The organism is Pseudoclavibacter sp. CFCC 13796, from assembly GCF_008831185.1.
GTDB lineage: Bacteria > Actinomycetota > Actinomycetes > Actinomycetales > Microbacteriaceae > Pseudoclavibacter_A.
In genome coordinates this window covers 221,720-246,060 of record NZ_WBKD01000001.1, presented here as the reverse complement: position 1 = coordinate 246,060, position 24,341 = coordinate 221,720, and the positions used below count along the sequence as shown (strand labels likewise).

General features: G+C 67.1%; 25 protein-coding genes and 1 tRNA gene. 14 read left to right on the top strand and 12 right to left on the bottom strand.

Annotation, left to right across the window (positions count from 1 at the left end):
* Positions 1-16 precede the first annotated feature (16 nt).
* A tRNA-Arg gene (locus tag F8O07_RS01195) sits at positions 17-93 on the top strand.
* A gap of 77 nt (positions 94-170) precedes the next feature.
* Entirely contained in the window at positions 171-689 is a 519-nt protein-coding gene (locus F8O07_RS01190; protein ID WP_158030353.1) for a hypothetical protein, read from the top strand.
* On the opposite strand, the gene F8O07_RS01185 is transcribed toward F8O07_RS01190, so the two are convergent.
* The 3 genes from F8O07_RS01185 to F8O07_RS01175 form a co-directional block, all read right to left on the bottom strand.
* Positions 682-1,551, bottom strand: coding sequence for a nitroreductase family protein (locus F8O07_RS01185; protein ID WP_158030352.1), 870 nt, complete (start codon positions 1,549-1,551; stop codon positions 682-684). The two genes, F8O07_RS01190 and F8O07_RS01185, sit on opposite strands and share 8 nt — an antisense overlap.
* A gap of 40 nt (positions 1,552-1,591) precedes the next feature.
* A complete protein-coding gene (locus F8O07_RS01180) occupies positions 1,592-2,782 on the bottom strand; it encodes a MalY/PatB family protein (protein WP_158030351.1) in 1,191 nt (396 codons plus the stop codon).
* Between the two features lie 282 nt (positions 2,783-3,064).
* Positions 3,065-3,778 (bottom strand): winged helix-turn-helix domain-containing protein, encoded by a 714-nt coding sequence (locus F8O07_RS01175; RefSeq protein ID WP_158030350.1) that lies wholly within the window; start codon positions 3,776-3,778, stop codon positions 3,065-3,067.
* A 432-nt stretch (positions 3,779-4,210) separates the two neighbouring features.
* Here F8O07_RS01175 and tadA point away from each other — a divergent pair, with 432 nt between their 5' ends.
* Together tadA and F8O07_RS01165 are read left to right on the top strand one after the other, a co-directional pair.
* Complete coding sequence (tadA, locus tag F8O07_RS01170) at positions 4,211-4,672, top strand: tRNA adenosine(34) deaminase TadA (protein WP_192496577.1); 462 nt, start codon at positions 4,211-4,213, stop codon at positions 4,670-4,672.
* A gap of 112 nt (positions 4,673-4,784) precedes the next feature.
* Positions 4,785-5,648, top strand: a complete 864-nt coding sequence (locus F8O07_RS01165; RefSeq protein WP_158030348.1) for a universal stress protein — start codon at positions 4,785-4,787, stop codon at positions 5,646-5,648.
* A gap of 112 nt (positions 5,649-5,760) precedes the next feature.
* On the opposite strand, the gene F8O07_RS01160 is transcribed toward F8O07_RS01165, so the two are convergent.
* Positions 5,761-6,663, bottom strand: a complete 903-nt coding sequence (locus tag F8O07_RS01160) for a LysR family transcriptional regulator (protein WP_158030347.1) — start codon at positions 6,661-6,663, stop codon at positions 5,761-5,763.
* 71 nt (positions 6,664-6,734) lie between these two features.
* Between F8O07_RS01160 and F8O07_RS01155 the strand changes: the two genes are divergently transcribed.
* Entirely contained in the window at positions 6,735-8,141 is a 1,407-nt protein-coding gene (locus F8O07_RS01155) for an MFS transporter (protein WP_158030346.1), read from the top strand.
* A 41-nt stretch (positions 8,142-8,182) separates the two neighbouring features.
* Here the strand turns inward: F8O07_RS01155 and F8O07_RS01150 are convergent, their stop codons facing one another.
* Entirely contained in the window at positions 8,183-9,166 is a 984-nt protein-coding gene (locus F8O07_RS01150) for a cation diffusion facilitator family transporter (protein ID WP_158030345.1), read from the bottom strand.
* Between the two features lie 58 nt (positions 9,167-9,224).
* Here F8O07_RS01150 and proC point away from each other — a divergent pair, with 58 nt between their 5' ends.
* A complete protein-coding gene (proC, locus tag F8O07_RS01145; protein WP_158030344.1) occupies positions 9,225-10,160 on the top strand; it encodes a pyrroline-5-carboxylate reductase in 936 nt (311 codons plus the stop codon).
* 49 nt (positions 10,161-10,209) lie between these two features.
* Here the strand turns inward: proC and F8O07_RS01140 are convergent, their stop codons facing one another.
* Both F8O07_RS01140 and F8O07_RS01135 read right to left on the bottom strand, forming a co-directional pair.
* A complete protein-coding gene (locus F8O07_RS01140) occupies positions 10,210-10,878 on the bottom strand; it encodes a potassium channel family protein (protein WP_158030343.1) in 669 nt (222 codons plus the stop codon).
* Positions 10,871-12,322, bottom strand: a complete 1,452-nt coding sequence (locus F8O07_RS01135; protein ID WP_158030342.1) for a TrkH family potassium uptake protein — start codon at positions 12,320-12,322, stop codon at positions 10,871-10,873. The genes F8O07_RS01140 and F8O07_RS01135 overlap by 8 nt, the downstream gene beginning before the upstream one ends.
* 160 nt (positions 12,323-12,482) lie before the next feature.
* On the opposite strand from F8O07_RS01135, the gene F8O07_RS01130 reads away from it, so the two are divergent.
* Together F8O07_RS01130 and F8O07_RS01125 are read left to right on the top strand one after the other, a co-directional pair.
* The gene (locus F8O07_RS01130) at positions 12,483-12,986 is read left to right on the top strand and encodes an ArsR/SmtB family transcription factor (RefSeq protein WP_158030341.1); all 504 of its coding nucleotides are present in this window, start codon (positions 12,483-12,485) and stop codon (positions 12,984-12,986) included.
* An 86-nt stretch (positions 12,987-13,072) separates the two neighbouring features.
* Positions 13,073-13,171, top strand: coding sequence for a 30S ribosomal protein bS22 (locus F8O07_RS01125; protein ID WP_003792170.1), 99 nt, complete (start codon positions 13,073-13,075; stop codon positions 13,169-13,171).
* 107 nt (positions 13,172-13,278) lie between these two features.
* Here the strand turns inward: F8O07_RS01125 and F8O07_RS01120 are convergent, their stop codons facing one another.
* Positions 13,279-13,983, bottom strand: coding sequence for an HAD family hydrolase (locus F8O07_RS01120; RefSeq protein WP_158030340.1), 705 nt, complete (start codon positions 13,981-13,983; stop codon positions 13,279-13,281).
* Positions 13,984-14,063: 80 nt separating this feature from the next.
* On the opposite strand from F8O07_RS01120, the gene F8O07_RS01115 reads away from it, so the two are divergent.
* Positions 14,064-14,333 carry a glutaredoxin family protein gene (locus F8O07_RS01115; RefSeq protein ID WP_158030339.1) on the top strand — a complete coding sequence of 90 codons (270 nt, stop codon included), beginning with the start codon at positions 14,064-14,066 and terminating at the stop codon, positions 14,331-14,333.
* On the opposite strand, the gene F8O07_RS01110 is transcribed toward F8O07_RS01115, so the two are convergent.
* From F8O07_RS01110 to aspS, 4 genes are all read right to left on the bottom strand, one after another.
* Positions 14,312-15,910: an MFS transporter gene (locus tag F8O07_RS01110; RefSeq protein WP_225733120.1), complete on the bottom strand. Its 1,599-nt coding sequence runs from the start codon at positions 15,908-15,910 to the stop codon at positions 14,312-14,314. The two genes, F8O07_RS01115 and F8O07_RS01110, sit on opposite strands and share 22 nt — an antisense overlap.
* A gap of 50 nt (positions 15,911-15,960) precedes the next feature.
* A complete protein-coding gene (locus F8O07_RS01105) occupies positions 15,961-16,485 on the bottom strand; it encodes a MarR family winged helix-turn-helix transcriptional regulator (protein WP_192496576.1) in 525 nt (174 codons plus the stop codon).
* 129 nt (positions 16,486-16,614) lie between these two features.
* Positions 16,615-17,115, bottom strand: coding sequence for a flavin reductase family protein (locus F8O07_RS01100; protein ID WP_158030337.1), 501 nt, complete (start codon positions 17,113-17,115; stop codon positions 16,615-16,617).
* A 191-nt stretch (positions 17,116-17,306) separates the two neighbouring features.
* Positions 17,307-19,130, bottom strand: coding sequence for an aspartate--tRNA ligase (aspS, locus tag F8O07_RS01095; RefSeq protein WP_158030336.1), 1,824 nt, complete (start codon positions 19,128-19,130; stop codon positions 17,307-17,309).
* Between the two features lie 230 nt (positions 19,131-19,360).
* On the opposite strand from aspS, the gene F8O07_RS01090 reads away from it, so the two are divergent.
* The 5 genes from F8O07_RS01090 to ccsB are packed head-to-tail and all read left to right on the top strand — an operon-like array spanning position 19,361 to position 24,336.
* Entirely contained in the window at positions 19,361-20,056 is a 696-nt protein-coding gene (locus F8O07_RS01090) for a histidine phosphatase family protein (RefSeq protein WP_158030335.1), read from the top strand.
* The gene (locus tag F8O07_RS01085) at positions 20,053-20,781 is read left to right on the top strand and encodes a TlpA family protein disulfide reductase (protein ID WP_158030334.1); all 729 of its coding nucleotides are present in this window, start codon (positions 20,053-20,055) and stop codon (positions 20,779-20,781) included. Before F8O07_RS01090 ends, F8O07_RS01085 begins: the two co-directional genes overlap by 4 nt.
* Positions 20,782-21,606, top strand: coding sequence for a cytochrome c biogenesis CcdA family protein (locus F8O07_RS01080; RefSeq protein ID WP_158030333.1), 825 nt, complete (start codon positions 20,782-20,784; stop codon positions 21,604-21,606).
* The gene (locus tag F8O07_RS01075) at positions 21,590-23,437 is read left to right on the top strand and encodes a cytochrome c biogenesis protein ResB (RefSeq protein ID WP_225733119.1); all 1,848 of its coding nucleotides are present in this window, start codon (positions 21,590-21,592) and stop codon (positions 23,435-23,437) included. The genes F8O07_RS01080 and F8O07_RS01075 overlap by 17 nt, the downstream gene beginning before the upstream one ends.
* A gap of 11 nt (positions 23,438-23,448) precedes the next feature.
* Entirely contained in the window at positions 23,449-24,336 is an 888-nt protein-coding gene (ccsB, locus tag F8O07_RS01070; protein WP_158030332.1) for a c-type cytochrome biogenesis protein CcsB, read from the top strand.
* Positions 24,337-24,341 lie beyond the last annotated feature (5 nt).

Genomic DNA, 24,341 nt, shown 5'->3' with positions numbered 1-24,341 from the left:
GTGATTCTTCGGACATGCGCCCGTAGCTCAGCTGGATAGAGCGTCTGACTACGGATCAGAAGGCCGGGGGTTCGAATCCCTTCGGGCGCACCACCGAAAAGGCTCCGCTGCGGCGGGGCCTTTTTCATACCCGTGCGATGAACATGGACGCGAGAGAACATGAGCGCGAAGTGAACACCGAGCAGCTGAATCAGGTGCGTGCGCTGCTCACACAGGCGGTCGAGTCGCTTCGTGCGGCCAAAGCCGATGATGAGGCGCTGGCCCGTTATGTGGCGCCGCATCGGCGATGGATGTTCACCCGTCGCGCCCGTCTCGAACCCGTCTGCCGCGTCTGGCGCATCGGAACGCTCCTGGTCGACGAGGCCGGCGACGCGTGGATCGTCGGCACGACGACTCGGGCGGTCGAACCGGCGTGGCCGCGCAACACGGCGCTCGCGATCGAAGAGCGCCGACAGCTGCAGGAGCTCGCCTGGAATGGCCCCTTCGAACCCGGCGACACCGTGAACTTCGAAGCTGTGCCGATCGACCTGAACAGCAGCGGGCACGGTGAGACCGAGGCGTGCCCCTTCGTCGAGGTCGACGGCGAGATCATGGTTCGGTGGGATCCCCACACGACGGGCACACGGCTGCAGCCGCTGGCAGAGTACCTGGCCGAGCAGGTTCGCCTGCGCATCGACCCGTTCAGTTAGACGGCAGTCCGAGATTGCGCAGGGCGTCACGCAGTCGTTCGCGCCCGTAGAAGTCGGCGTAGTCGGCGAAGTGCTCGGTGATGTAGCTCTCCCAGTCGAACTCGCGCCCGTAGTCGGCGAAGAAGCCGTTGATGCGCTCGGCGTAGGCGTCCAGTCCGGGCAGCACGTCGGCGTCGTACTGCTCTTGATGCACGACGACCTCGGGCAGCGGGCGCGGGCGAATCTTCGCGCGGTCGGTCGGACTCGGCCATCCCAGCGTCATGCCGAAGGCGACGGCTGCGTGCGACGGCAGTGCGAGGGCGGCTGCAGTCTCTTCGGGGTGATTCCGGGCTCCGCCGATGTACGTGATGCCCAGACCCAGAGACTCGGCTGCGACCGCGGCATTCTGCGCGGCGAGAGCGGCGTCGATGAACGCGACCAGCGTGGCCTCAAGCAGTGCGCCGCCGACGAACGGCTGTTCGGCGCGCTCGGCCAGCACCGCAGAACGGTGCAGGTCGGCAATCCAGAACAGCAGCACAGGCGCCTTGTCGATGAAAGGCTGGTTGCCGATCAGCGGCTTCAGCTGCTCTTTGCGAGCCTGGTCGCGCACGACGATGACGCTCCACGAGTGCTGATTCGAGCTGGTGGATGCGGCCTGCGCGGCGGTGAGAATCGCGCGCAGTTCGTCGTCGGTGACGTCGCGGTCGCTGAACCTGCGCACCGACCGATGCTGCAGCTGTCGCAGAATCGTCGGGTTCACGGCGTCGAACGCCGGCGCACCGTCACCTCCGAAGCGCACGCGCAGCGCCTCGACGAGCTCGTCGCGCGTCGGCTGGTGCAGGTCGGGATTCTGGCTGGTCGTTGCGTCTGCGGCTTCGCTCATGCAGTCATGCTATCTGGCTGAGCCGATGCGTGCGCACGCCTCAGCGCGACGCGGCGTTCGCCGCGTCGCCGATGCGCTCGAAGATCTCGGTGAGAATCGGCAGCGGCGTGGCGAAGTTGACGCGGATGAAGTCGGCTGCGCTCGGGCCGGTGGCGGCACCGTCGGTGATCGCGACGCCGGCCTGCTGGAGAATGAAGCCTCCGAGCGGCCGCGGCAGGCCGTAGTCGCCCAGATCGATCCAGGCGAGGTAGGTGCCTTCGGGGTGACGGTAGCGCGCTCGAGGCAGGTGTGTGGCCACCAGCTCGTCGACCGCGCTGCGATTGCGGTCGAGATAGGCGATGAGGTCGCTGAGCCATCCGCGACTCTCGTTGTAGGCGACGGTGTTCGCGACGACGCCCAGCGGGCTCACTGCGTCTTCCGGCCAGTAGCGCACCTGCTGCCAGGTGCGCAGATCGTCGTCGTTCGAGAAGATCACCTGGGCGGTCTTGAGTCCGGCGAGGTTCCATGCCTTCGACGCGCTGGTCACGGTGATGGTGTGCGAGGCAGCCGCCTCGTTCACCGAGGCGTAGGGCACATGGCGGCCCGGCGCATAGACCAGGGGCGCGTGGATCTCGTCGGCGAACACCCGGCCGCCGTGGCGTTCGACGACCTCGCTGATGGCGACGAGCTCGTCGCGTGTGTAGACGTGCCCGGTCGGGTTCTGCGGGTTGACCAGCACGAGCACCTCGCCGCCTGCGCCGAAGGCCCGATCGAGCGCGTCCGGGTCGAGGCTCCCGTCGGCCTCGAGCGGCACCTGCACGGTGTCGCGCTGCCAGGCCTGCTCGGGCAGAAAGAGGAAGGGCATATACGCCGGGGTCGGCAGAATCACCTTGCTGTCCGACCTGCGCGTGAAGTGCTGCAGCGTCACCTCGAGGCCGCTGACCACGTCAGAGAGCCTGCCCACGTGTTCGGCATCCACCTGCCAGCCGTAGGCATCGCCGTACCACTTCGCCGTGGCCTCCTGCAGCGCCAGCGCCTGCTGCGGCACGAGGTAGCCGAAGCGGCTCTCGCTGACCCAGCGTTCGAGCACCGCAGTGATCTCAGGTGCTGCGCCGAAGTCCGACTCGGCGATGAACGCGCCCACGGCATTCGGATAGTGCGCCCACTTGCGGCCGCCGATGGCGCGCAGCTGGTCGATCGTGATGGCGTCCCAGCGGGCGGTGAGCTCGGCGAAGGCGGATGCGTCGGTCATGTGGTTCCTCTCGGGCGCAGTGCTCGGTTGGCTGCGAATCTCAGTGCGGTACACGTTCAATGATGCGCCCGACACGACGTGACTCGACTCGATGAGAGGGGTGGCGCTGCGAGATGAGGCGGAATGAGCCAGCTGCCCCAGGGGAAGAGGGCAGCCGGCCCGCACTCAGAAGAGTGCTGCGCCACAGCAGGCGCTGTGCGTCTCCGCACGCCCACAGCACTTGCAGATCGTGGTGTGGACCCCTACAAAGATACCGATCGGCGGGGCGTCAGAGCAAGCGACTCAGTCGGCTTTGACGGCCACATCGGCGTGTCGGTCGAAGCGGTAGCCGATGCCGCGCACGGTGCGCACGATCTCTTGGTAGTCGCCCAGCTTCGCGCGCAGGCGGCGCACGTGCACGTCGATGGTGCGCTCGTTCGGCACGCCCTCGGCCTCTTCGTCCCAGAGGTCGGCGAGCAGGTCGTTGCGGTGCACGGTCTCGCCCTCATGCTCGACGAGGTGCCCGAGCAGGTGGAACTCCTTGTAGGTCAGCGCGACCTCCTGGCCGTCGACGAGCACGCGCTGTCGGGAGAAGTCGATGACGACGCCGCGGCGCTGCGTCTGGCGCTCCTGCTGCCGAGCGCGCTGGGCCGCAGGGTCGCGCAGAGCCAGCCGCACGACATCCACATCGCGGCCGCCCGCGCCGCGCGGTGCGATCGCGAGCGTCGCGTGCGTCTTGATGTCGGGCACCAGCGCCTCGGCGGTCTCTTTGAGAGCGGCGACGAGCTGCTGCAGGCTGACGCCGCTGGCGGCTGCGCTGACCTCGTCGAAGCCGACGTAGAGTGCGAAGCCGCGAGCTTCGACGTTCTCGTCGCGGCGGGCGTGCGGATGCTGCCCGTGGTCCGTCTGACGGGAGGCCGGTCGCGTGGTGTGTGCACTCTGGGTGTGTGCGCTGTGAGCGTCGGCGCCGGTCTGCACGTCGTCGGCGAGGCTGCGCTGATCGTATGAAGTGGTCATGAGTGAGTCCTTGGTGTCGTGAGCGATGTCTGTACGCGGATGCTCGCGCGCTGCCGTCTGATCGGGCGCGGGATGCTCCGTGGGGTGAGCGCCGGTATGGTTCGGCCGGTGAGGCTGCGGAGTGTCTGACAGTGGGTCAGCGTGCGCTTCGAAACGGTCTGGCTGCTCGGAGGGATGTCGGGTCAACGACACATTCGGGACGCTTCGGCCTCCATGCGCATCATCGAACGGCGGCTCACTGCCACCTCGATGCGTGCTGCGCTGGTGTGGTCGAAAATGCTCATAGGGACCAGTCTGCGATACCGACAGGGATGAGTCAAGGCTGAGATGGATCGGGTCGTCGGATGTGACGAACAATGACGATTGTGACGCTGGGGTAAGTTGGACGTGGCGCTGCACAGCCGATCCGTGAGTGAGGAACCTTTCGTGAACATGCCTGTCTCCCCCGTTTTCGAGCAGTGGATGGATGCCGCACTCGAGGAGTCGCGAGGCGCGCTCGAGACCGGAGACGTCCCGGTCGGGGCGATCATGCTCGACGCGCTCGGCAACGTCATCTCGGTGGCGCACAACGAGCGCGAGAAGCTGAAAGACCCGACCGCTCACGCCGAGGTGCTGGCGATTCGTCGTGCGGCGAGGGCCTGGAACAGCTGGCAGCTGCCGAATACGACCCTGGTGGTGACGCTTGAGCCCTGCGTGCTCTGTGCGGGTGCGATTCTCTCGGCGCGCATCCCGCGCGTCATCTTCGGAGCCTGGGACGACAAGGCAGGTGCTGCCGGGTCGGTCTATGACCTGCTGCGCGACAGACGGCTCAACCACCAGGTCGAAGTCATCGGCGGTGTGCGCGAGCAGCAGAGCACTGCGCTGCTGCAGGAGTTCTTCCAATCCCGGCGCTGATCTCTGATCGTTTATCTTTGCGACACAGCCTCAACGCCGAGGCGGAAACAGGTAGCCTGAGAGTGAAGGCGGGGGCAGTTGGCTCCGCCGAACCTTGAGGAGGCAGGCCAGAATGACCAAGAAGATCGTGATCGGTGTCGACGGCTCAGAACCGGCTCGCGCAGCGCTGCGCTGGGGTGTCGGTTACGCCCAGCGCGCGAAGACCGAGGTCGAGCTGTTCTACGTGATCGACCTCACCCCGTTCTCTGACACGCCGGTGTTCGAGAGCGAGGCTCTCGCTGAAGGGCAGAAGCTGCTCGATCAGGAGGTCGCATACGCGAAGTCCGTCGCACCCGATGTCACTTACACCACCAACCTTGCTCCCGGCACACCCACTGCGGTGTTCGAAGAAGAGTCGAAGGGTGCCGAGCTGATGGTCGTCGGCACGCACAAAGGCAGCAAGCTGCCGAACGTGATCTTCGGATCGAAGCCGATCCGCCTGGCCGCGTCTGCGCATTCGCCGGTCGCCGTCGTGCCGACCTATGATCTGGGCGAACGCCACGGAGTCTACGTCGCTGTCGACGGCAGCCCCACTGGCAACGTCGCCCTCGAATATGCGGCTCGGGCTGCGGATTCGCTCGGCGAGACGCTGCACATCGTCTCGGCATGGACGATTCCCGCCATGCCGGCCACCGATGTCGCATGGAGCGCACAGATCATCGAAGAGGTGCGCAACGAGTCGCGCGCCGTGCTGCAGGGTGCGAAAGACCTCGTGTCAGGCATGCTGCCCGACCTGAAGATCGAGACGCAGCTCATCGAGGCCGAGCCGGTGCGCGGCATCGTCGAGGCCGCCAAGCATGCTGCGCTGCTTGTCGTGGGCAACCGGGGGCGCAAGGGCCTCACCCGTCTCTTCCTCGGATCTGTCAGCCACGGTGTGCTGAACAACATTCCGTCGCCGGTCATCATCGTCCGGGCCGACGAGAACCTCGAGAAGTAGGCGTTCACTCGCGTCTCAGCGTCGACAGGGCCGGCCGGCACAGGTCGGCTGAGAGAACGGGCCGCCCCACAGCTGTGGGGCGGCCCGTTCTGCGTCTGGCGTTGAGCGGTCTTCAACCCTCTGCCGCCGTGCCGAGCGACTGACGGGTGAGGTCGATGAAGGCGCGGGCAGCCGGAGTCAGCGTACGAGCCGTGCTCCATGCGAGTCCGATGGCGCCGTCGATGCAAGGTGTGATCGTTCTGACGGCGAGGTTGCTGCCGCGGTACCGCAGGATGACTGATTCCGGAACGACAGCCGTACCGAGCCCGGCGAGGGCGAGGCGCAGCAGGAGATCGGGGTCACTTGATTCGAAGGCGATGTGCGGCCGGACTCCGACATCTGAGAATGCCGTGTCCAGGCGATCCCGGAGCCCGGTTCCGGCGCTGGGGACGATGAGCGGCTGATCCACGAGCGCGTTCAGCGGCACTGAGAGCTGTGCGCGGAGCGGAGAGCCGCAGCTGACGGCGACGAGCTGCTCACGGGCGAGTTCCAGTGTCGCAGTCCTGTCTCCGGGGAGGGCGGATCCCAGCCCGACGAGCCCGACTTCCGGGCGCGCATGGCTCAATCCGTCGAGTAGCCGGGCGCTGGTCAGCTCGTGGAGTGTGATGTCGACATCGGGGTGTTCGGCACGGAAGGCGGCAAGCAGCGCGGGCAGATCGACGGAGGCGGAACTGATGGTCGAGATCGTGCCGATGGTGAGGTGTCCCGTGACCAGACCGGCCACGGCAGACACGCTCGCAGCGCCGGATTCGGCGGCATCGAGAGCGGCCTGCGCATAAGGCAGGAAGGCTTCGCCGGCGGCGGTGAGGCGTACGCCGCGTGACACTCGATCGAGCAGCGGCTGGCCGAGCTCACGTTCGAGCTGGCGCAGCTGGGCGCTGACTCCCGGCTGAGTCACATGCAGCTTTGCGGCCGCACGAGTCACATTTCCCTCGGCCGCCGTGGTCACGAAGTATCGCAGATGACGTAGCTCCATAACTGTGCATTATATTTCCGAGACGATATAAGTATTGGAAGTATTCGCTGACTGGGTCGACCATTGTCAGCATGACTGTTGGACACTCTCGCAAAGGGCTTCAGGCGACCCTGATCTTCCTGGCCGTTCTCTCCACTTCCGTCGCGAGCCTGGGTACGCCGCTGCTGCCGGCGGTGCAGGAACACTACGGCGTCTCGCTGTCAGAGTCACAGTGGGCGCTGACCATCACGTTGCTCGTCGGTGCAGTCGTCACGCCGGTGATCGGGAGGCTGGGGTCGGGTCCGGCACACAGGGCCACCACAATCGGCGTGGTTGCAGGCATGACTGTCGGCTGTGTGCTCGGAGCTCTTCCTGCAGGATTCCCCGTGTTTCTGCTCGGGCGTGCGATCCAGGGGCTCGGACTCGGACTCGTCCCGCTGGCGCTTGCGACCGCTCGCAACGATCTTCCCGTGGAACGTCGCGCGAGTGCGATCGCGACGATCGGAGTCACGACGGCGGTGGGCATCGGAATCGGATACCCGGTCGTGGGTGCGCTCGCCGAACTCGGCGGTGTGGCTGCGCCCTTCTGGTTCGTCGCCGTGCTCAGTTCGGTGTGTCTGGCCGCGGTCATCCGCGTGCTTCCTGCCACGGCGGCCGGACAGAGCCGCGTGGGGCTCGTCAGCTCTGCCCTGCTTGGGGCAGGACTGACCCTGGCGCTGGTGGCGCTCTCCGAGGGAGCCGAGTGGGGATGGGGATCGGTGCCGGTCATCATGCTGGCGATCGTCGCTCTGGCTCTGCTGGCGGTCTGGGCACTCTGGGAGCTGCGCGCCGCGCATCCTCTGATCGATCTGCGGATGTTCAGACGCCCGGCCGTGGTCAGTGCGAATGTCACAGTGTTCTTGGTCGCGATCGGGTTCTACCCTCTGGCGCCCCTGGTGGTCCGTCTGGTGCAGGCTCCGAAGTCGACCGGCTACGGATTCGGCGCGACGATCCTGACCGCCGGGCTGCTGCTTCTGCCGTTCTCGCTGGCGAGCTTCATGGCCTCGCGCCTTGTGCGCATGCTGACCAGACATCTCTCGCACGAGATCATCGTCGCGCTGGGGTGCCTGTTCCCGCTGTCATCGTATGTGGTGTTCCTCGTCGCGCGCTCCACGTATCCGGAGCTGATCGTCGCGATGGCGCTCAACGGACTCGGCGTCGGACTCGTCTATGCGGTCAATCCCCTGCAGATCGCCGATGGGGTTCCGCCTGCAGAGACCAGCAGTGCGATGAGCACATATCAGCTGAACCGCAGTGTCGCGTATGCCGTGGGCAGTGCGCTCAGCGCCATTTTTCTCATCATGGCTACGGCGAATGGGGAGAGCTTCGCGCAGCCCTCCGGCTATGACGGCTCGGCAGAGTTCAGCATCGCCGTGCTGGCGCTGGCCTTCGTGGCCAGCGTGGCGTTCGCGCTGAGCGCTCGTCGACGGCGCCGAACCGCTTCGGTTGCGTCTCGGTGAGACGGATGAAACCTGCCGAAAGACGCCGGAACGGCTGGGCGCTATGCAGTCGTGCGCAGGACGTCGGGCTCGATGAAGATCGTCGTGGCGATCGGCACCTGTGCGCGAATGCGCCCCTCGATCGCATCGATGGCCTGGGCCAGCTCGCGCGCCGACTCCGTCGGAGGCACCGCGACCTTCATCGCGACGAGCAGCGCATCGGGCCCGAGGTAGAGCGTACGCAGATGAATGATCTGATCGACATCGTCACCTGCCAGCACGGCGGTGCGAATGCGGTTCAGGTCGGCGTCGGTCGCGCCTTCGCCGATCAGCAGGCTGCGGGTCTCGGCGCCGAGCACGAGCGCCACCACGATGAGCAGGACGCCGATGGCGATCGTTCCGACGCCGTCCCAGACGCCGTTGCCGGTGAGCACAGTGAGCCCGACGCCGAACAGGGCGAGAACCAGCCCGGTCAGAGCGGCGGTGTCCTCCAGGATGACCACGGGCAGCTCCGGGGCCTTCGCACGCCGGACGAACTCCAAGACGCTGCTGTCGCCGCGTGCGGCTTTCGACTCGCGCAGTGCGGTGCGCAGCGAGAGTGACTCCAAGACGATCGACACCACGAGCACCGCGATCGGCAGCCACCAGTTGTCGAGCGGATGCGGATGCATGATCTTCTCGAAGCCCTCATAGACGGCGAAGAGACCGCCGAGGCTGAACAGCACGATCGACACCACGAATGCGGCGACATAGCGTTCACGCCCGAAGCCGAACGGATGCTCAGGCGTGGGCTCGCGGCGCGCCTTGCGCCCGCCGACGAGCAGCAGCAGCTGGTTGCCGGTGTCAGCCAAGGAGTGCACTGACTCGGCGAGCATCGAGCTGGACATCGAGATCAGGTAGGCGACGAACTTCGTGACGGCGATGCCCAAGTTGGCCAGCAGCGCCGCGATGATCGCGCCGGTGCCCTCCTGCCGTGGCCCGGGTGTGCTGGCCGGGGTGGGTGTACTGGCAGAAGCGGGTGTCGCTGCTGACGCGTTCGTTGTCATCCCTTCAGAATACTCGTCGCGCTGCGTTGCGGACCCGCACGCTACTACACTGACGACCATGACTGAGAGCGCATCTGAGAACCTGCATCCGACATCCGCTGTCGCAGCTGACGCCGGCTCGCCGTCGGCGGCTGCACCGAACGCGTTCCCCGCGATCGCCTTTCTCGGCGTCGGCTCGATGAACGGTGCCATTCTGCACGGCCTGATCGCCTCGGGCATCCCCGTGGCCGACGGAGCCGACGACGGCATCCGTGCGACCAATCGCTCTGCGGCGAAGGCCGACGCCCTGGCCAGCGAGTACAGCGGCCGCGTGCATGCGCTCAGCGGCGAACGCGAGGCCGACGCCAACTCGGCGGCGGTGCGCGGGGCGGGCATCGTCGTGCTGGGCGTGAAGCCGTACCAGGTCTCAGAGGTGCTGCGTGACATTCGCGGCGATCTCGCGCCGGGGGCGATCGTGGTGAGCGTTGCCGCGGGCGTGACCATCGCCTCCATCGCTGGCGCGCTGCCTTCGGGCACGCCGGTCTTTCGCGCCATGCCGAACACCCCGGCCCGAGTGGGCGCTGGGGTGACGGGGCTGGCCGCCGGGCCCGGCGCCACCGAAGAACAGCGGATGCTGGTGAAGTCGCTGTTTGAGACGGTGGGTGCGGTGCTCGAGATTCCCGAGTCGCGCATCGACGACCTGGCCGCGGTGTCGGGGTCGGGGCCGGCCTACCTGTTTGCGTTCGTCGAGCAGTTCGAGCAGGCGGCGCAGAACATCGGCTTCACCGCCGACGAGGCCAGGCTGCTCGCCGATCAGACTGTGATCGGTGCCGCACGTCTGCTCGACGAGAGCGGGCAGACCGCCGAACAGCTGCGCATCGCGGTGACCAGCCCGGGCGGCACGACGCAGGAGGCGCTCGCGGTGATCTCACGAGGCGGTCAGATCGAGAACCTCACCGAGGCGTTGCATGCGGCGATCGATCGGGCGCAGGAGATGGCGGCTGAGAACGCCTGACGCCCGCCGAGGCTCGTGCCTGGAGCCTGGCCGGGCCGTGGGGTCGGGCTCAGCGGTCGAGGTTGGCGAAGCGCTCGATGTCTGCGACGCGGCCTGAGACGATCACCAGGTCGTGATTGGTGATCACGGTGTTCTCGGTCGCATAGGTGAACTCTTTGCCCGGTGACTTCACGCCGACGACGGTCACATGATACTTCGACCGCACGATCGAGCGCCCCAGCGGCTTGTCGCGGATGATCTTCGGGGGGTACAGCTTCACGATCGCGAAGTCGTCGTCGAACTGGATGAAGTCGAGGAGTCGGCCGCTGACCAGATGCGCGACGCGATTGCCAGCCTGCGCCTCGGGGTAGACGACGTGGTTGGCGCCGATGCGCGCGAGGATCTTGCCGTGCGACTGCGTCGACGCCTTGGCCCAGATCTGCGGCACCTTCAGGTCGACGAGGTTCGCGGTGATCAGCACGCTCGCCTCGAGCGTGCCGACGGCGACCACCACGATCTGAAAGTGCCCGATGCCGATCTGCTTGAGCGCCTCGGGGTTGCGGGCGTCGGCCTCGACGGTGTGCGTGACGCGCTCCGACCACTTCTGCACCAGAGACGGGTTCGTGTCGACCGCCAAGACCTCGCGATCGAGTCGGTTGAGCTGACCGGCGGTGGCGGCTCCGAACCGCCCCAGACCGATCACGGCCACTGGTGCGTCGACGGCGATTCTCTCAACCAACGATCGGCCTCTCTTCTGGGTGCTTGTACAGCTGGCGACGCGATGAAGACGCGATCGCCGCCGCCAACGTCACTGTACCAACACGGCCGGCCCACATCGTCGCAGAGAGCACCACGATCGCAGGGGTGGGCAGTTCTTGGGTCACGCCGGTGGAGAGCCCGCAGGTCGCGAACGCCGAGATGACGTCGAAGAGTACGTCGGCCAGCGGCCGATCGGTGAACGGCAGAATCGCGATGGTCGAGGCCAGGACGATCGTCGTGCCCCAGAGCACGATGCTCACGGCGACGCGCAGCACGTCGTTGGGGATGCGACGGTCGAAGGCCTGGATCTCGCCCTGTCCGCGCGCCTCGGCCAGGGCCGCGAGCAGCAGCACGGCGACGGTGGTCACCTTGATGCCGCCGGCCGTCGAGGCCGAGCCGCCGCCGATGAACATGAAGAGCTGGCTCATCAGCAGGCTGGAGTCGTTCAGCTCGGCCGGGTCGAAGAGCGCGAAGCCGCCCGAGCGGGTCATGGTGGTGTAGAACAGCGCTTCGAAGGGTCGACTCCATGCGACGTTGTCGCCGAACGTCTCAGGGTTGTTCCACTCAGAGAGTGAGAACGCCAGCGTTCCGAGCAGCGCCATGGCCGCCGTGGCGACCAGGGTGAGCCGCACGTGCAGGCTCCAATGCGGGTGACGGGTGCTGCGTTTCAGCACAGCCCGGAGGTTGCGCATGATGGTGTACACGACCGGGTATCCCAGCGAGCCGGCGAACACGCCGAACACCAGCATCCCCATCAGCCACGAATTCGACTCGTGAGCGGCCAGACCCTCGGGAAAGGGCGTGTATCCCACGTTGTTGAACGCGCTCACCGAGAGATAGACGCTGTCATAGACCGCCGTGCCGAACGAGGCGCCGCCGATGAGCAGATTCGGCAGGATGCCGATGAACAGCACGAACTCGACGATCAACGACGTGAAGAGCACGGTGGTGAGCAGCCCGCCGACCTCGCCGAGACGGATGGCCTGACCCTCGCTGACCGGGCCGGCGTGCGTGCGCAGCGGGTTGGTGTCGCTCGCCGCGATGAGCCGCTGCCGCAGGCTGAGGCGCCGCGTGACCACCATGCCGAGCATCGAGGCCATCGTCAGCACACCGATGCCGCCGATCTGCGCGCCGATCAGGATCACCGCATTGCCGAACGGCGACCAGTGCGTGGCCATGTCGACGACCGCGAGCCCGGTGACGCAGACGGTGCTCGTCGCCGTGAAGAGCGACTCGTGCAGCGGGGTCCACGTGCCGTTCGCGCTGGCCATCGGCGTGCTGAGCACGAGTGTGACGATGAAGATGATCGAGGTGAACGCCAGAATCGCGAAACGCGAGGGAGAGCGCCCCGCATAGGTCTTGAGACGGTCGGTCAGGCGACGCAGACGTGTCTGCCCCGCACCGATGCCGACTTCAGCGGCCATTTCTGCTCCCGTGGTTCGTGATCGGCCGCACTTCGCCGATGCCCTCCAGCCTATCTCTCATGGTAGGGTGCGTGCCTCCTGCACGGTCGGTGGAGCTGCCTCGTCGGGTCTGCGCACAGACCGGTGTCGCATGCGCGGCCGATTGGCTAGCCTAGAGGGCATGAGCTCGGTATTCGAAGCCGTCAGCGAGCAGACTCGCCGACGCATCCTCCAAGCCCTCCACGATGCGGGAGCGGAGCTGAGCGTCTCCGAGCTGGTCGACCAGCTCGAGGTCAGCCAGCCGACGGTGTCGAAACACCTCAGAGTGCTGCGCGACCACGACCTCGTCGAGGTGCGCGAAGACGGCCAGCGGCGGCTGTACCGCATCAATGTCACAGCGCTCGATCCGGTGCGCGAGTGGATCGACGAGTTCTACCCCGAACCCGAACCCACGGGCCTGGCCACGGCGACCGTCGGGGCGACCGGCGGCAGCGAGGGGGCATCCCCATGCCCGACCGACGGCGCACAGTTCAAAGACGACGACCCGCTGGCCGCGCGTCTCGGCACACCAGAGCACCCGATCGAACGCGGGGTGGCGCAGACGCTCGGTCAGGTCGCCGCAGCGGTCGCGCGGCCGTTCATCGTCGGTGCGCGGCGGGTCGGCCGGGCGTTCGGCCGCCGCTGAGGTAGTGCCGGCGTGCAGCTGCTGGTAGAATAAGCGGGTTGAGCAAAAGGTCGGCACCCGACCAGAACATTCAGTGAGGTTTCCCTATGGGTTCAGTGATCAAGAAGCGCCGCAAGAGGATGGCTAAGAAGAAGCATCGTAAGCTTCTGCGCAAGACGCGCCACCAGCGTCGCAACAAGAAGTAGGTCGCAGGGTTCGCGAACGGTCTTCGACCGCGCGAACGCGTGTTGACCAGGGCGTCAGGATTCCTTCCTGGCGCCCTTCTTCGTGCCCTGTGCGTGTGCGTGCCCGGTCACGCGTCAGGGCGCTGGCGTCGGGTGAAGCGGCGGATGCTCCATCCGTTCTGCAGAGCCAGCGTGCGCAGCTGCGCATCTGGGTTCACAGCGACCGGATGCCCGACCAGCTCGAGCAGGGCGCGGTCGTTGATCGAGTCGGTGTAGGCGTACGAGTCGGCGAGGTCGTAGCCGTGGGCCTCGGCAAGTGCGCGCACGGCGACTGCTTTCTGTCCGCCGTGACGCACCGGGCCGGCGAAGCGTCCGGTGAGCTCGCCCGTCGGCGTGAGCTCGAGCTGCGAGGCGATGGCGCCGGTGCAGCCGAGGCGTTCGGCGATGTAGTCGGCGATGAGCGAGGGGGATGCCGTGGCGATCCAGACGTCGCGACCTGCCGCCCGGTGGCGTGCGATCAGGCCGGGAATCTGCGGCCAGATGCGCTTGGCGATGTGGCGGCCGTAGATCGACGGCATGAGCGCACGCAGGTCGTCGAGACGGTGCCCTGCGGCGATGCCCAGCGCGCGATCCTGGATGTCGGTGAGTTTGCCGGTGTTCTCGCCGCGGTGCGAGAAGCGAAACTGCTGCCAGGCGAACGACCAGATGTCGCGATAGCGGATGACACCCTGCTTGACGGCACCCTGCCCGAAGTGGAAGACAGCGGAGCCGCGCACGATGGTGTTGTCGAGGTCGAAGACGGCGATCTCGGCAGAAGGGGAGGCGGATGACATCACCGCATATCCTACCTGCCTGCGCCGAGATGAGACGTGTCGGAGTCTCGATGACTCGCCGAGATTCCTAGAATCGAGATATGACCATCGATGTGCTGCTGCTGGGCAAACCCGGGTGTCACCTCTGTGACGACGCCCGCACGATCGTTGCAGAGGTGATCGCTCAGGCGCGAGAGGCAGGCGAGCCGGTCACGTTGCGCGAGCGGAGCATCCTCGATGACGCAGACCTGCAGAGGCGTTTCGGCGAGCTGATCCCGGTCGTCTTCGTCGGCGACCGACAGGTCGCGCAGTGGCATGTCGACCCGGCGCGGCTGCGGTCGCAGATCGATCAGGCCGTCTCAGACTCCTGAATGTCCAGGGTCTTGCGCAGCGGCCGGTTCGGAATGAACAGCACTGCGATGACGGTGAGCACCGACAGGCAGGCAGAGATCAGAAAGATGCGGCCGGTGGCGTCGCCATAGGCGCTGGTGACGATGTCGCGGGCGAAGTCCGGCAGCTGGGAGAGGTCGAGACCGGACGGCGCGCCTGACGTCGCCTCTGCCGCCTGAGCGCCGGGCCCTAAAGCGGCGAAGCCGCTGCTGACCAGATCGCCGACTCGATTCGACAGCACGGTGCCCAAGACGGCGACACCGGTCGCACCGGCGAAGGTGCGGATGAACGCGACCATGCTGCTGGCCGCACCGACGTCGCGCACGCTCACGGTGTTCTGCACGACGAGCACGAGGTTCTGCATCAGCATGCCCATGCCGAGGCCGAGCACCGCGATGCGGCATCCGGTCTGCCACATCGGCGTCTCGTGCGTGGTGAAGGTGAGCATCGTGAGCGCGGTCGTCACCAAGAGGCTGCCGACGACGAGGAACACCTTCCAGTGGCCGGTTCGGCTGATCAGCACGCCGGTGCTGATGCTCGCGGTGATCATGCCGATGACCATCGGCAGCTGCAGCAGGCCGGCGGCTGTGGGGGTCTGCTGCAGAGCGATCTGAAAGTACTCGCCCAGATAGGTCGATGCGCTGAACAGTGCGACGCCGATCGGAATCGACGCGATAAGCACCAGCGCCGTGGTCCGGTCACGCAGCAGCCCGAGAGGGATGATCGGCTCGGCGACCCTCGACTCGACGAAGAGCGTGGCGACCAGCAGCAGCACACCGCCGATGACCATGGCGAACGAGGCCGGCGAGACCCAGTCGAACGAACCCCGGGGGCCGGCGAACGAGACCCAGATGAGCAGCACGCTGACACCCGAGGTGAGCAGCAGCGAGCCGGCCCAGTCGATGTGCACCGGGCCGGTGCGCACACTCGGCACTTTCAGCGTGAACTGCAGCAGCACCAGCGAAGCGATCGCGAAGGGCACGCACACGAAGAACGTCCAGCGCCAGCCGAGCGCGCTGTCCACGATGAGACCGCCGACGAGGGGGCCGCTGGTCTGCGCGACGGCGATGACCGCGCCGATGAGACCGGTGTAGCGGCCGCGGTCGCGCGGAGGGGTGATCGTGGCGATGATCGCCTGAGCGAGGGCCATCAGGCCGCCCATGCCGAGGCCCTGCAGCACACGCGCGCCGATCAGCCAGGGCATTCCGTGGGCGAACCCGCAGGCGACCGAACCGATCGTGAAGATGATGATCGCGAGCTGCACCAGCGTCTTCTTGTTCAGCAGATCGGCGAGTTTGCCCCAGATCGGAGTCGAAGCGGCGTTTGCGAGCAGAGCTGCGGTGATGACCCATCCGTACTGAGACTGCGAGCCGTGCAGGTCTCCGACGATCTGCGGCAGCGCGTTGGCCACGATGGTCGTGCTGAGCATCGCCGTGAACAGCGCGAGCAGCAGACCGACGATGACCTTCGCGACCTGCCTGAACGTCAGATTCTGGGTGGCGCTGTCGGGCACTGGGGCGGCTGCAGAGCTGTCAGGTGTGTTGGATGCGGGGGACAAACAGGCCTCGGTTCAAGGGTACGTGGTGGATGGTGGGGCGGCGGGGCGAATCAGCTGCCGCCAGCTGGCTGTGCTTCGTCGTCTGAGCGCGCGTCGTGGGCGCTGGACGACGGGGTGGCGGGAGGGGACGCAGGTGCCTCTGCGGCGCCTCGTTCGAGGCGGTCGCTGAGCAGGCCGAGTGCCTGCACCGCCTCGGCAGCCTGCACCTCGTCCCAGACGCCGATGCGGTCGATCAGCCGTCGCGCTCTGAGCTGCTGTGACTCGTGCAGGCGCTTTCGGCCGTGCTCGGTGATCGTCACGATACGTGCACGAGCGTCGTCTGGGTCGGCGACGCGTTCGACGAGGCCGTGCTCTTCGAGCTCGGCGATGTGTCTGCTCAGCACCGACGGGGTGAAGCCGATCTGCTCGCCGACCTGCGCGGCACGGCAGCTGCCGTGATTCAGCAGTGCCTCGAGCACCAGGCTGAGCGGAACGTTCAGCGCGCCTGCCTTAGTGGCCTCGAACGACACCGCGCGGGCGTTGCGGATGAATCGAGCGGTCTCACTCACGAGCTCGATGGCGGTCTGGTCTTGCACGAACATCAGTGTAGATAGTTGGTTGCAGAATGCAACTAATTGCCGCGGCGGGTCTCACGGCGCCGCGTCACCTCTGGCTCGGCAGGTCTCACGGCGCCCGCGTCACACCTCAGAGCGGGCGTGCCGCGCTCAGGGTCGTGTGACCGCTGCGCTGTCGGCGAGCGTGAAGTACTGTCGATCGCGATACATCAGCGGCCCCGACTCTGGGCCTTCGTGGACGTCGAGCACCTCGGCCACGATGAGCTGCGATCGCCCGACAGTGAGCGTGTCGAGTGCTCGGCTGCGCAGAGCCACTGGGGCGTCGAGCAGCAGGGGCTCGCCGGTGGGCAGAGTGCCCCAATGCTGCTCGGGCGTGAAGCGGGGTTCGCCGCTGCGTGCGAAGGCGTCGGCCACGTCAGCCTGCCCCTCGCCCAGCAGGTGCACGACGAAGGAGTCGGCGCCGATGATCTGCCCGGCCGACCCGCTCGACTTCGTCACCGAGAACACGAGGGCCACCGGGTCGACCGAGACCGAGGCGACGCTTGAGACGGTCAGCCCGAAGCGTCCGTCGGCCGATTCGGCGGCGACGATGGCGACACCGGCGGGATGCCGGCGAAAGGCGTTCTTGAACCCCTGGACGAGGTCGGTCATGAGTGGCTCCTTCGTAACACGTCTGCCTGCTGTGGCGAACGGCTGCTCTGCCGTGCCCGGGCTCATGTCATCTGATCGGCACAGTACTCGCTGACCGCACAGCGCGAAAGAGCCGAAGCGGAACGTCTCTGTCACGAGACGCAACGCTCCGGCCCTGCGGCGCTGGTCGGCCGCGGTCTCGACGTCAGTGGCTATTCTGCGACAGCCGACTTCTGATCGGGCTGCTGCGCGTCGCCCTTCTTCTCTGGCTTCGCGTCGACGCCGGCCTCCTTGCGCTGCTGCGCAGAGATCGGGGCCGGGGCGCCGGTCAGCGGATCCTGGCCGTTGCCCGACTTCGGGAACGCGATGACGTCGCGAATCGAATCGGTGCGCGAGAGCAGGGCGTTGATGCGGTCCCACCCGAAGGCGATGCCCGCGTGCGGCGGAGCCCCGAACTTGAAGGCGTTGAGCAGGAAGCCGAACTTCTCCTGAGCGTCTTCGGCCGAGATGCCGAGGAACTCGAAGATGCGCTCCTGCACGTCGGTGCGGTGGATGCGCTCGGAGCCTCCGCCGATCTCGTTGCCGTTGCAGACGATGTCGTAGGCGGTCGAGAGCGCGTGCTCAGGATCTTCTTCGAAGCGGTCGATCCACTCGGGGGTCGGCTTCGTGAAGGGGTGATGTTCGCTCGTCCAGGCGCCGGCGCCGACGGCCACGTCGTCATCGCCCTCTTCGCCGACGCGCTTGAACATCGGGAAGTCGACGATCCAGACGAACGAGAACTCGTCGTCGTTCAGCAGGCCGTTGCGGCGGGCGATCTCGACACGGGCCGCGCCGAGCAGCTCCTGCGAAGGCTTGACCGATCCGGCGGCGAAGAAGACCGCGTCGCCGGGCTTCGCGCCGACGGCGGCGGCGAGACCGTCGCGCTCCGACTCCGAGATGTTCTTGGCCACGGGGCCGGCCAGGGTGCCGTCTTCTTTGAACGTCACGTAGGCGAGGCCGCGCGCACCGCGCGAACGGGCCCAATCCTGCCAGGCGTCGAACTGGCGACGCGGCAGCGACGCGCCGCCCTCGTAGACCACGGCACCCACATACGGGGCCTGGAAGACGCGGAACGGGGTGTCTGCGAAGAAGTCGGTCAGCTCGGTGATCGGATTGCCGAAGCGCAGGTCGGGCTTGTCCGAACCATAGAGGCGCATGGCGTCGGCATAGGGCAGGCGAGGGATCGGTCGGGGAATCTCGACGCCGATCTCGGCCCAGACGGCGGTCAGCACGTCTTCGGCCAGAGCGATAACGTCTTCCTGCCCGCCGAAGCTCAGCTCGGCGTCGAGCTGAGTGAACTCGGGCTGGCGGTCGGCGCGAAAGTCCTCGTCGCGGTAGCAGCGGGCGATCTGGTAGTAGCGCTCGAGACCGGCGACCATCAGCAGCTGCTTGTACAGCTGAGGCGACTGCGGCAGGGCGTACCAGCTGCCCGGCGACAGACGTGCGGGAACCACGAAGTCGCGAGCGCCTTCAGGCGTCGACCTCGTCAGGGTGGGGGTCTCGACCTCGACGAAACCGTGCGCGTCGAACACGCTGCGGGCGGCGCGGCTGACCGCGGCGCGCAGGCGCAGAGCCTTCGCCGGTGCCGGACGACGCAGGTCGAGGTAGCGGTACTTGAGCCGCACATCGGAGCTGACGCTCTCGGTCTCTTCGGTGCCGGCCAGGGCGGTGGAGACCTGGAAGGGGAGGGCGGCGGAGGGTGCGAGCACCTCGACCTCGGTGGCGACGACCTCGACCTCGCCGGTTGCGAGCTTCTCGTTCGCGTTGCCTTCGGGGCGCAGACGCACATCGCCGACGACCTTGACCACGAACTCGCTGCGCAGCGGGTGTGCGACGGCCTCGTCATAGATGACGACCTGAGCGATGCCGGTCGAGTCACGCAGATCGATGAATGCGACGCCGCCGTGGTCGCGCCGACGATCGACCCACCCTGCCAGCGTGACGGTCTTTCCTACCAAGTCTTTGCCGAGCGACCCGGCCTCGTGCGTACGCAGCACAGATGTCCTTCCGAAGAATGTGATGTCCTGTCGATTCTACTGTGCCGAGCCGTGCCCGGCTCGGCATCGCCTGCGCGGATTGCGCCCTGCCGCCACGGATTGGACTGCGCCGCCATGGATTGGACTGAATCGCTCGGTCTGCGCGAGATCGGTGCAGGCAGCTGCGATCCCCGCTGGTGACACGGCTCGCCGACTCGCACGCGCGCGCAGGGTTGCGTAGAATGCCGCATATGTCTCCCAGACGCATCCATTTGGTGCGCCACGGCGAAGTCTTCAACCCCGACGGCGTGCTCTACGGGCGGCTGCCCGGGTTCCGGCTGTCCGACCGCGGCGAGCTGATGGCGAAGACCACAGCCCGGGCGCTCGTCGACGACGGCCGCCCGATCGCTGCGCTCTATGCATCGCCGCTGCAGCGCGCGCAGGAGTCTGCCGCGCCGTTCGTCGACCTCACCGGTCTGCCGCTGCAGACCGACGATCGCCTCATCGAAGCCGGCAATCAGTATGAGGGCACGGCTCGCAAACCGGGCCTGCACCTGCTGCGAGACCCCAAAGAGTGGCGTCGGGTCTACAACCCCTTCCGCCCGAGCTGGGGCGAGCCCTACCGGCACATCGCCAATCGCATGATCGACGTGATGCGCGCCGCCTGGCTTGCGCGTCAGCGGGAGGTCGACGACCACCGGGCGCAGGATGCCGGCCTGGACGCCGATCCCGACGCCGACATCGTGATGGTCAGCCATCAGTCGCCCATCTGGATGGCGCATCGTGCGATCGCCGGCGACGCGCTCTTTCACAACCCCGCACACCGCCGCTGCGCGCTCTCGAGCGTGACCAGCTTCGAGTACGACCCAGAGCACGACGTGTTCCACGAGGTCGCCTACTGCGATCCGGCGGCGGATGTGCCCAGCATCGACCAGGGAGCCGTATGACCCCGGGCATCCGTCACCACGACAGCCGTTTCGCGCAGAACCGTTTCGCGCAGAACCACTCAGCACCGCACCGTGCCGCCCAGCAGAGCGCAGACCAACCGCAGGCACGCCGAGCGGCCGGCCGCGGCATCCGCCGTCTGGTCGCCGCTGCGCTCGCAGCAGGCGTCACCCTCTCGCTGTCGGCGTGCTCGAACGCAGACCCGCTCGCCGAACAGCAGTACGGCGACTCGGCCGACAAGGGCTACATCTCGGGCACCGGCGCGGTGAAAGAGTTCGCCGCCGACCAGCGCCCGGCACCCGTCACCTTCTCGGGCACGACCGAAGACGGCCGGCAGGTCACCCAGGACGACCTCTCTGGCAAAGTCTCGGTGGTGAATTTCTGGTACGCGGCCTGCCCTCCGTGCCGTGCTGAGGCCGGCGACCTGAAGACGCTGCACAGCGAATTCGAATCGCAGGGCGTGGAGTTCTTGGGCGTGAACGTTCGCGACGGCGGCGAGACCGCGCAGGCCTTCGAGCGCAACTACGGCATCGACTATCCCTCGGTGCTCGACGCCGAGGCGGCCGGAGGCACCGTTCAGGCTGCCTTCGCCGCGGCCGGTGTGCCGCCGAAGGCCGTTCCGACGACCGTGGTGATCGGTCGCGACGGCCGGGTCACCGCGACGATTCTCGGGCAGCTCGACGCCGGCACGCTGCGGGCGCTGATCAAGACTGCCGTGGCCGAGTAGATGGGCGGCTCTCTCGCCGAGATCGTGCTCTCTGGGTCGCTGTGGGCGGGCGTGCCGATCGCGCTGCTCGCGGGGCTGGTCAGCTTTCTGTCTCCGTGCGTGCTGCCGCTGATCCCGGGATACCTCGCCTATGTGGGGGCGGTGACGCCGGGGCAGCAGGCCTCGGCTCGGCCCTCGACTCCTGCCTCGACATCCCCCGCGACTCAGACCGCGACTCAGACCGCGACTCAGCCGCTGACATCACCCAGCCGCTCGCGCACTCTCGTCGGAGCGCTGCTCTTCGTGCTCGGCTTCGCCCTGGTCTTCGTGATCGTGGGCGGGGCGATCGGCACGCTCGGTATGTTCCTGCTCTCGTACGAGAAGATCGTGACTCGGGTGCTCGGCGTGCTGGTGATGGCGCTCGGTCTGGTCTTCGTCGGACGATTCGGATTCATGCAGCGCACGATCAAGCCCGGCTGGCAGCCGCGGCTCGGTCTGATCGGCGCGCCCCTGCTCGGCATCGTGTTCGGGCTCGGCTGGACGCCGTGCATGGGCCCGGTGCTCGCCGCGATCCAGACGCTCAGCTTCACCAGCGGCGACGCCTGGGTCGGCGCCGTGCTCAGCTTCGCATTCGCGCTCGGGCTCGGCGTGCCCTTTCTGCTGATCGCCGCCGGGTGGGGGTGGGCCAACCGTTCGCTGGGCTGGGCCCGTCGACATGTGCGTGCGATCAATCTGGCAGGCGGCGCGCTGCTGATCGTGCTTGGCCTCGCTCTCGCCACCGGCCTGTGGACCGCGTGGATCAACACTCTGCAAGGATGGATCGGTGCATATGTCACGCTCATCTGAGAACTCCGCCGAGGCCGAGCAGGCCGAGGCTGCGAAGAAGGCCTCCGCCGCCGACCGTGCTCGGGTCGAGGCCGACGCCCGGGCGACCACGCTGTCGACCGGCCGGCAGACCGAGGCACTGCCGCAGGATGTCAAACTCGGCTTCGTCGGCTGGCTGCGGTTTCTCTGGCGGCAGCTGACCAGCATGCGCATCGCCCTGCTGCTCCTGCTGCTGCTGGCGATCGCATCGGTGCCTGGCTCGATTGTGCCGCAGCGCGGCGCCGACCCCAACGGCGTCACCAAGTACTTCAACGAGCATCCCGACCTCGCGCCGGTGCTCGACAAACTGAGCCTCTTCGACGTGTACGCGTCGCCGTGGTACTCGGCGATCTACCTGCTGCTGTTCATCTCGCTGATCGGCTGCATCGTGCCGCGCATTAAGCTGCACGCCAAGGCGCTCTTCTCGAAGCCGCCGAAGACGCCGGTGCGGCTGGGTCGTCTGGCCGGCTACCAGCGCGTCGAGCTGCCGTCGACGGCGGATGCCGTGGCCGCGACGCCGGAGCAGGTGATCGCCACAGCAGATCGGCTGCTGGCCGGGCGCCACTACCGTCGTGCCCGCTATGACCGGCCCGAGTCGAAGCGCTGGCCCGCCGCAGTGAGCGTGAGCGCCGAGCGCGGCTATCTGCGCGAGACCGGCAACCTGCTCTTTCACGTCGCCCTCGTCGGCGTGCTGATCGCCGTCGGCATCGGCGGCGGCATCTCGTATCACGGACAGCGTGTGATCGTGCAGGGCGGCACCTTTCCGAACACGCTGAGCAGCTACGACTCGTTCAGCCCGGGCCGCTGGTTCTCTTCGGAGCGGCTGAAGCCGTTCGCCATCACCCTGGACTCGTTCGAGACGAAGTACGCCGAGACGATGACCGACATCAAGAGCGGTGCCTACGGACAGCCGCTCGACTACACCGCAGACGTGACCGTGCACCACGCCGACGGCAGCGAAGCGCCCGGCCAGATCAAGGTCAACCAGCCGCTGAACGTCGACGGCACCGACGTCTTTCTGCTCGGCAACGGCTATGCGCCCAAGATCACCGTGCGCGACCCACAGGGGCAGGTGGTGTTCTCCGACCCCGTTCCGTTCCTGCCGCAGGATTCCAACCTCACTTCGATGGGTGTGGTGAAGGTCACCGACGTGGCTCCGCAGCAGATCGGCATGCTCGGCTATTTCTATCCCACTGAGGCGTCGGCGCACGAGGGCATGTCGATGTCGGTCTACCCGGCGCTGGACAACCCGGTGCTCAGCCTCAACGTCTACGTGGGCGACCTCGGCGTCGACCAGGGCGAACCCAAATCGGTCTACACCCTCGACCCCGACGGTCTCGAACAGATCGCCGGCGGCCCGAACTCCGGCGACGGCGGCAGCGTGGCGAAGTCGCTGCGGCTGACACCCGGGCAGACCGTCGACCTGCCGGGCGGCCGTGGCACGGTCACCTTCGACGAGGTGCGGCCATACGTCAGCCTCGAGATGCGTCACGATGCGAGCCAGGTGTGGGTGCTCGGCTTCGCGCTCCTCGCGGCCGCGGGGCTCATCGCCTCGCTCTTCGTGCCCCGTCGCCGCATCTGGGTGCGCGCGTGGAGCGAACCCGTGCCCGCAGCCGGGCCGAACCCGGCAGGCGAAGGCGAGACGGCATCCGCCGACGGCACGCGCACGGTCTTCGAGATCGGCGGCCTCGCTCGCGGCGACGACCACCTGCTCGAAGACGCGGTGCGCAGCATCGCCGCCCGTCTCGCGCGGGCGCACGACGACACGAACGACAACCGGCCCCAGGCCGGCGACGCGGTGAAGAAGGGCTAGGCTAAGCAACCATGGATCTGGCGCAACTCGAGGAATGGTCGATGACCGCGGTCGTCACCGCCGGCATCATCTTCGGCCTCGCATTCATCTTCTATGCGTACGACTTCGCGGTGCGTACGGCGGGGCGGGCATCGGCGCGCACGCACAAGAGCCTGCGCATCGGCACATCGCTGTCATGGCTCGGGTTCGTCGTCATCGTAGCGGCGGTCGTGCTGCGCGGCGTCGCGGCACAGCGTGTGCCCTGGTCGAACATGCACGAGTTCTCGATCACTGCGGTCGCGATCATCGCAGGCGTCTATCTGTTCGTGAATCTCTGGCGCGACGTCAGCTTCACCGGCATGTTCGTCACCGGGTTTCTCGTGATCGTGCTGCTGCTCGCGACGACCATCTGGTACACCGCGGTCAAACCGCTGATGCCCGCACTGGAGTCGGCCTGGATCGTGATCCACGTGCTGGTGGCCATTCTCGGCACGGGCTTCTTCGCGGTGGGCGCCGCACTGAGCGCACTGCAGCTCGTGCAGGCCCGACGTGAGGCCAAACCCAAAGACCAGCGCCGAAAGAACGCCTACCTCGATGCGCTGCCGTCCAGCGAGAAGCTCGAGCAGCTCTCGTTCACGGTGATCATCATCGGCTTCGTGCTCTGGACGTTCACGCTGATCTTCGGCGCGATCTGGGCGCAGAAGGCCTGGGGCCGCTACTGGGGCTGGGACGTCAAAGAGACCTGGACGCTCATCATCTGGGTGGTCTACGCGGGCTACCTGCATGCCCGCGCGACCCGCGGCTGGCGCGGCACTCGCGCGGCGGTGCTGGCCATCATCGGGTTCGCCTGCGTGCTCTTCAACTTCGGCGTGGTGAACACGCTGTTCAAGGGGCTGCACGCCTACTCCGGGCTCGGCTGACCCGC

What these genes read in the sequence shown, in the direction of transcription:
- F8O07_RS01125 (WP_003792170.1), top strand. Translation starts at nt 13,073, where the DNA reads ATGGGTTCAGTGATCAAGAAGCGCCGCAAGAGGATGGCTAAGAAGAAG.
- F8O07_RS01075 (WP_225733119.1), top strand. Translation starts at nt 21,590, where the DNA reads ATGTCACGCTCATCTGAGAACTCCGCCGAGGCCGAGCAGGCCGAGGCT.
- F8O07_RS01165 (WP_158030348.1), top strand. Translation starts at nt 4,785, where the DNA reads ATGACCAAGAAGATCGTGATCGGTGTCGACGGCTCAGAACCGGCTCGC.
- F8O07_RS01150 (WP_158030345.1), bottom strand. Translation starts at nt 9,166, where the DNA reads ATGACAACGAACGCGTCAGCAGCGACACCCGCTTCTGCCAGTACACCC.
- F8O07_RS01115 (WP_158030339.1), top strand. Translation starts at nt 14,064, where the DNA reads ATGACCATCGATGTGCTGCTGCTGGGCAAACCCGGGTGTCACCTCTGT.
- F8O07_RS01155 (WP_158030346.1), top strand. Translation starts at nt 6,735, where the DNA reads ATGACTGTTGGACACTCTCGCAAAGGGCTTCAGGCGACCCTGATCTTC.
- F8O07_RS01185 (WP_158030352.1), bottom strand. Translation starts at nt 1,551, where the DNA reads ATGAGCGAAGCCGCAGACGCAACGACCAGCCAGAATCCCGACCTGCAC.
- F8O07_RS01160 (WP_158030347.1), bottom strand. Translation starts at nt 6,663, where the DNA reads ATGGAGCTACGTCATCTGCGATACTTCGTGACCACGGCGGCCGAGGGA.
- F8O07_RS01135 (WP_158030342.1), bottom strand. Translation starts at nt 12,322, where the DNA reads ATGGCCGCTGAAGTCGGCATCGGTGCGGGGCAGACACGTCTGCGTCGC.
- tadA (WP_192496577.1), top strand. Translation starts at nt 4,211, where the DNA reads ATGCCTGTCTCCCCCGTTTTCGAGCAGTGGATGGATGCCGCACTCGAG.
- F8O07_RS01180 (WP_158030351.1), bottom strand. Translation starts at nt 2,782, where the DNA reads ATGACCGACGCATCCGCCTTCGCCGAGCTCACCGCCCGCTGGGACGCC.
- F8O07_RS01100 (WP_158030337.1), bottom strand. Translation starts at nt 17,115, where the DNA reads ATGACCGACCTCGTCCAGGGGTTCAAGAACGCCTTTCGCCGGCATCCC.
- ccsB (WP_158030332.1), top strand. Translation starts at nt 23,449, where the DNA reads ATGGATCTGGCGCAACTCGAGGAATGGTCGATGACCGCGGTCGTCACC.
- F8O07_RS01080 (WP_158030333.1), top strand. Translation starts at nt 20,782, where the DNA reads ATGGGCGGCTCTCTCGCCGAGATCGTGCTCTCTGGGTCGCTGTGGGCG.
- F8O07_RS01175 (WP_158030350.1), bottom strand. Translation starts at nt 3,778, where the DNA reads ATGACCACTTCATACGATCAGCGCAGCCTCGCCGACGACGTGCAGACC.
- F8O07_RS01090 (WP_158030335.1), top strand. Translation starts at nt 19,361, where the DNA reads ATGTCTCCCAGACGCATCCATTTGGTGCGCCACGGCGAAGTCTTCAAC.
- F8O07_RS01085 (WP_158030334.1), top strand. Translation starts at nt 20,053, where the DNA reads ATGACCCCGGGCATCCGTCACCACGACAGCCGTTTCGCGCAGAACCGT.
- proC (WP_158030344.1), top strand. Translation starts at nt 9,225, where the DNA reads ATGACTGAGAGCGCATCTGAGAACCTGCATCCGACATCCGCTGTCGCA.
- F8O07_RS01130 (WP_158030341.1), top strand. Translation starts at nt 12,483, where the DNA reads ATGAGCTCGGTATTCGAAGCCGTCAGCGAGCAGACTCGCCGACGCATC.
- F8O07_RS01120 (WP_158030340.1), bottom strand. Translation starts at nt 13,983, where the DNA reads ATGTCATCCGCCTCCCCTTCTGCCGAGATCGCCGTCTTCGACCTCGAC.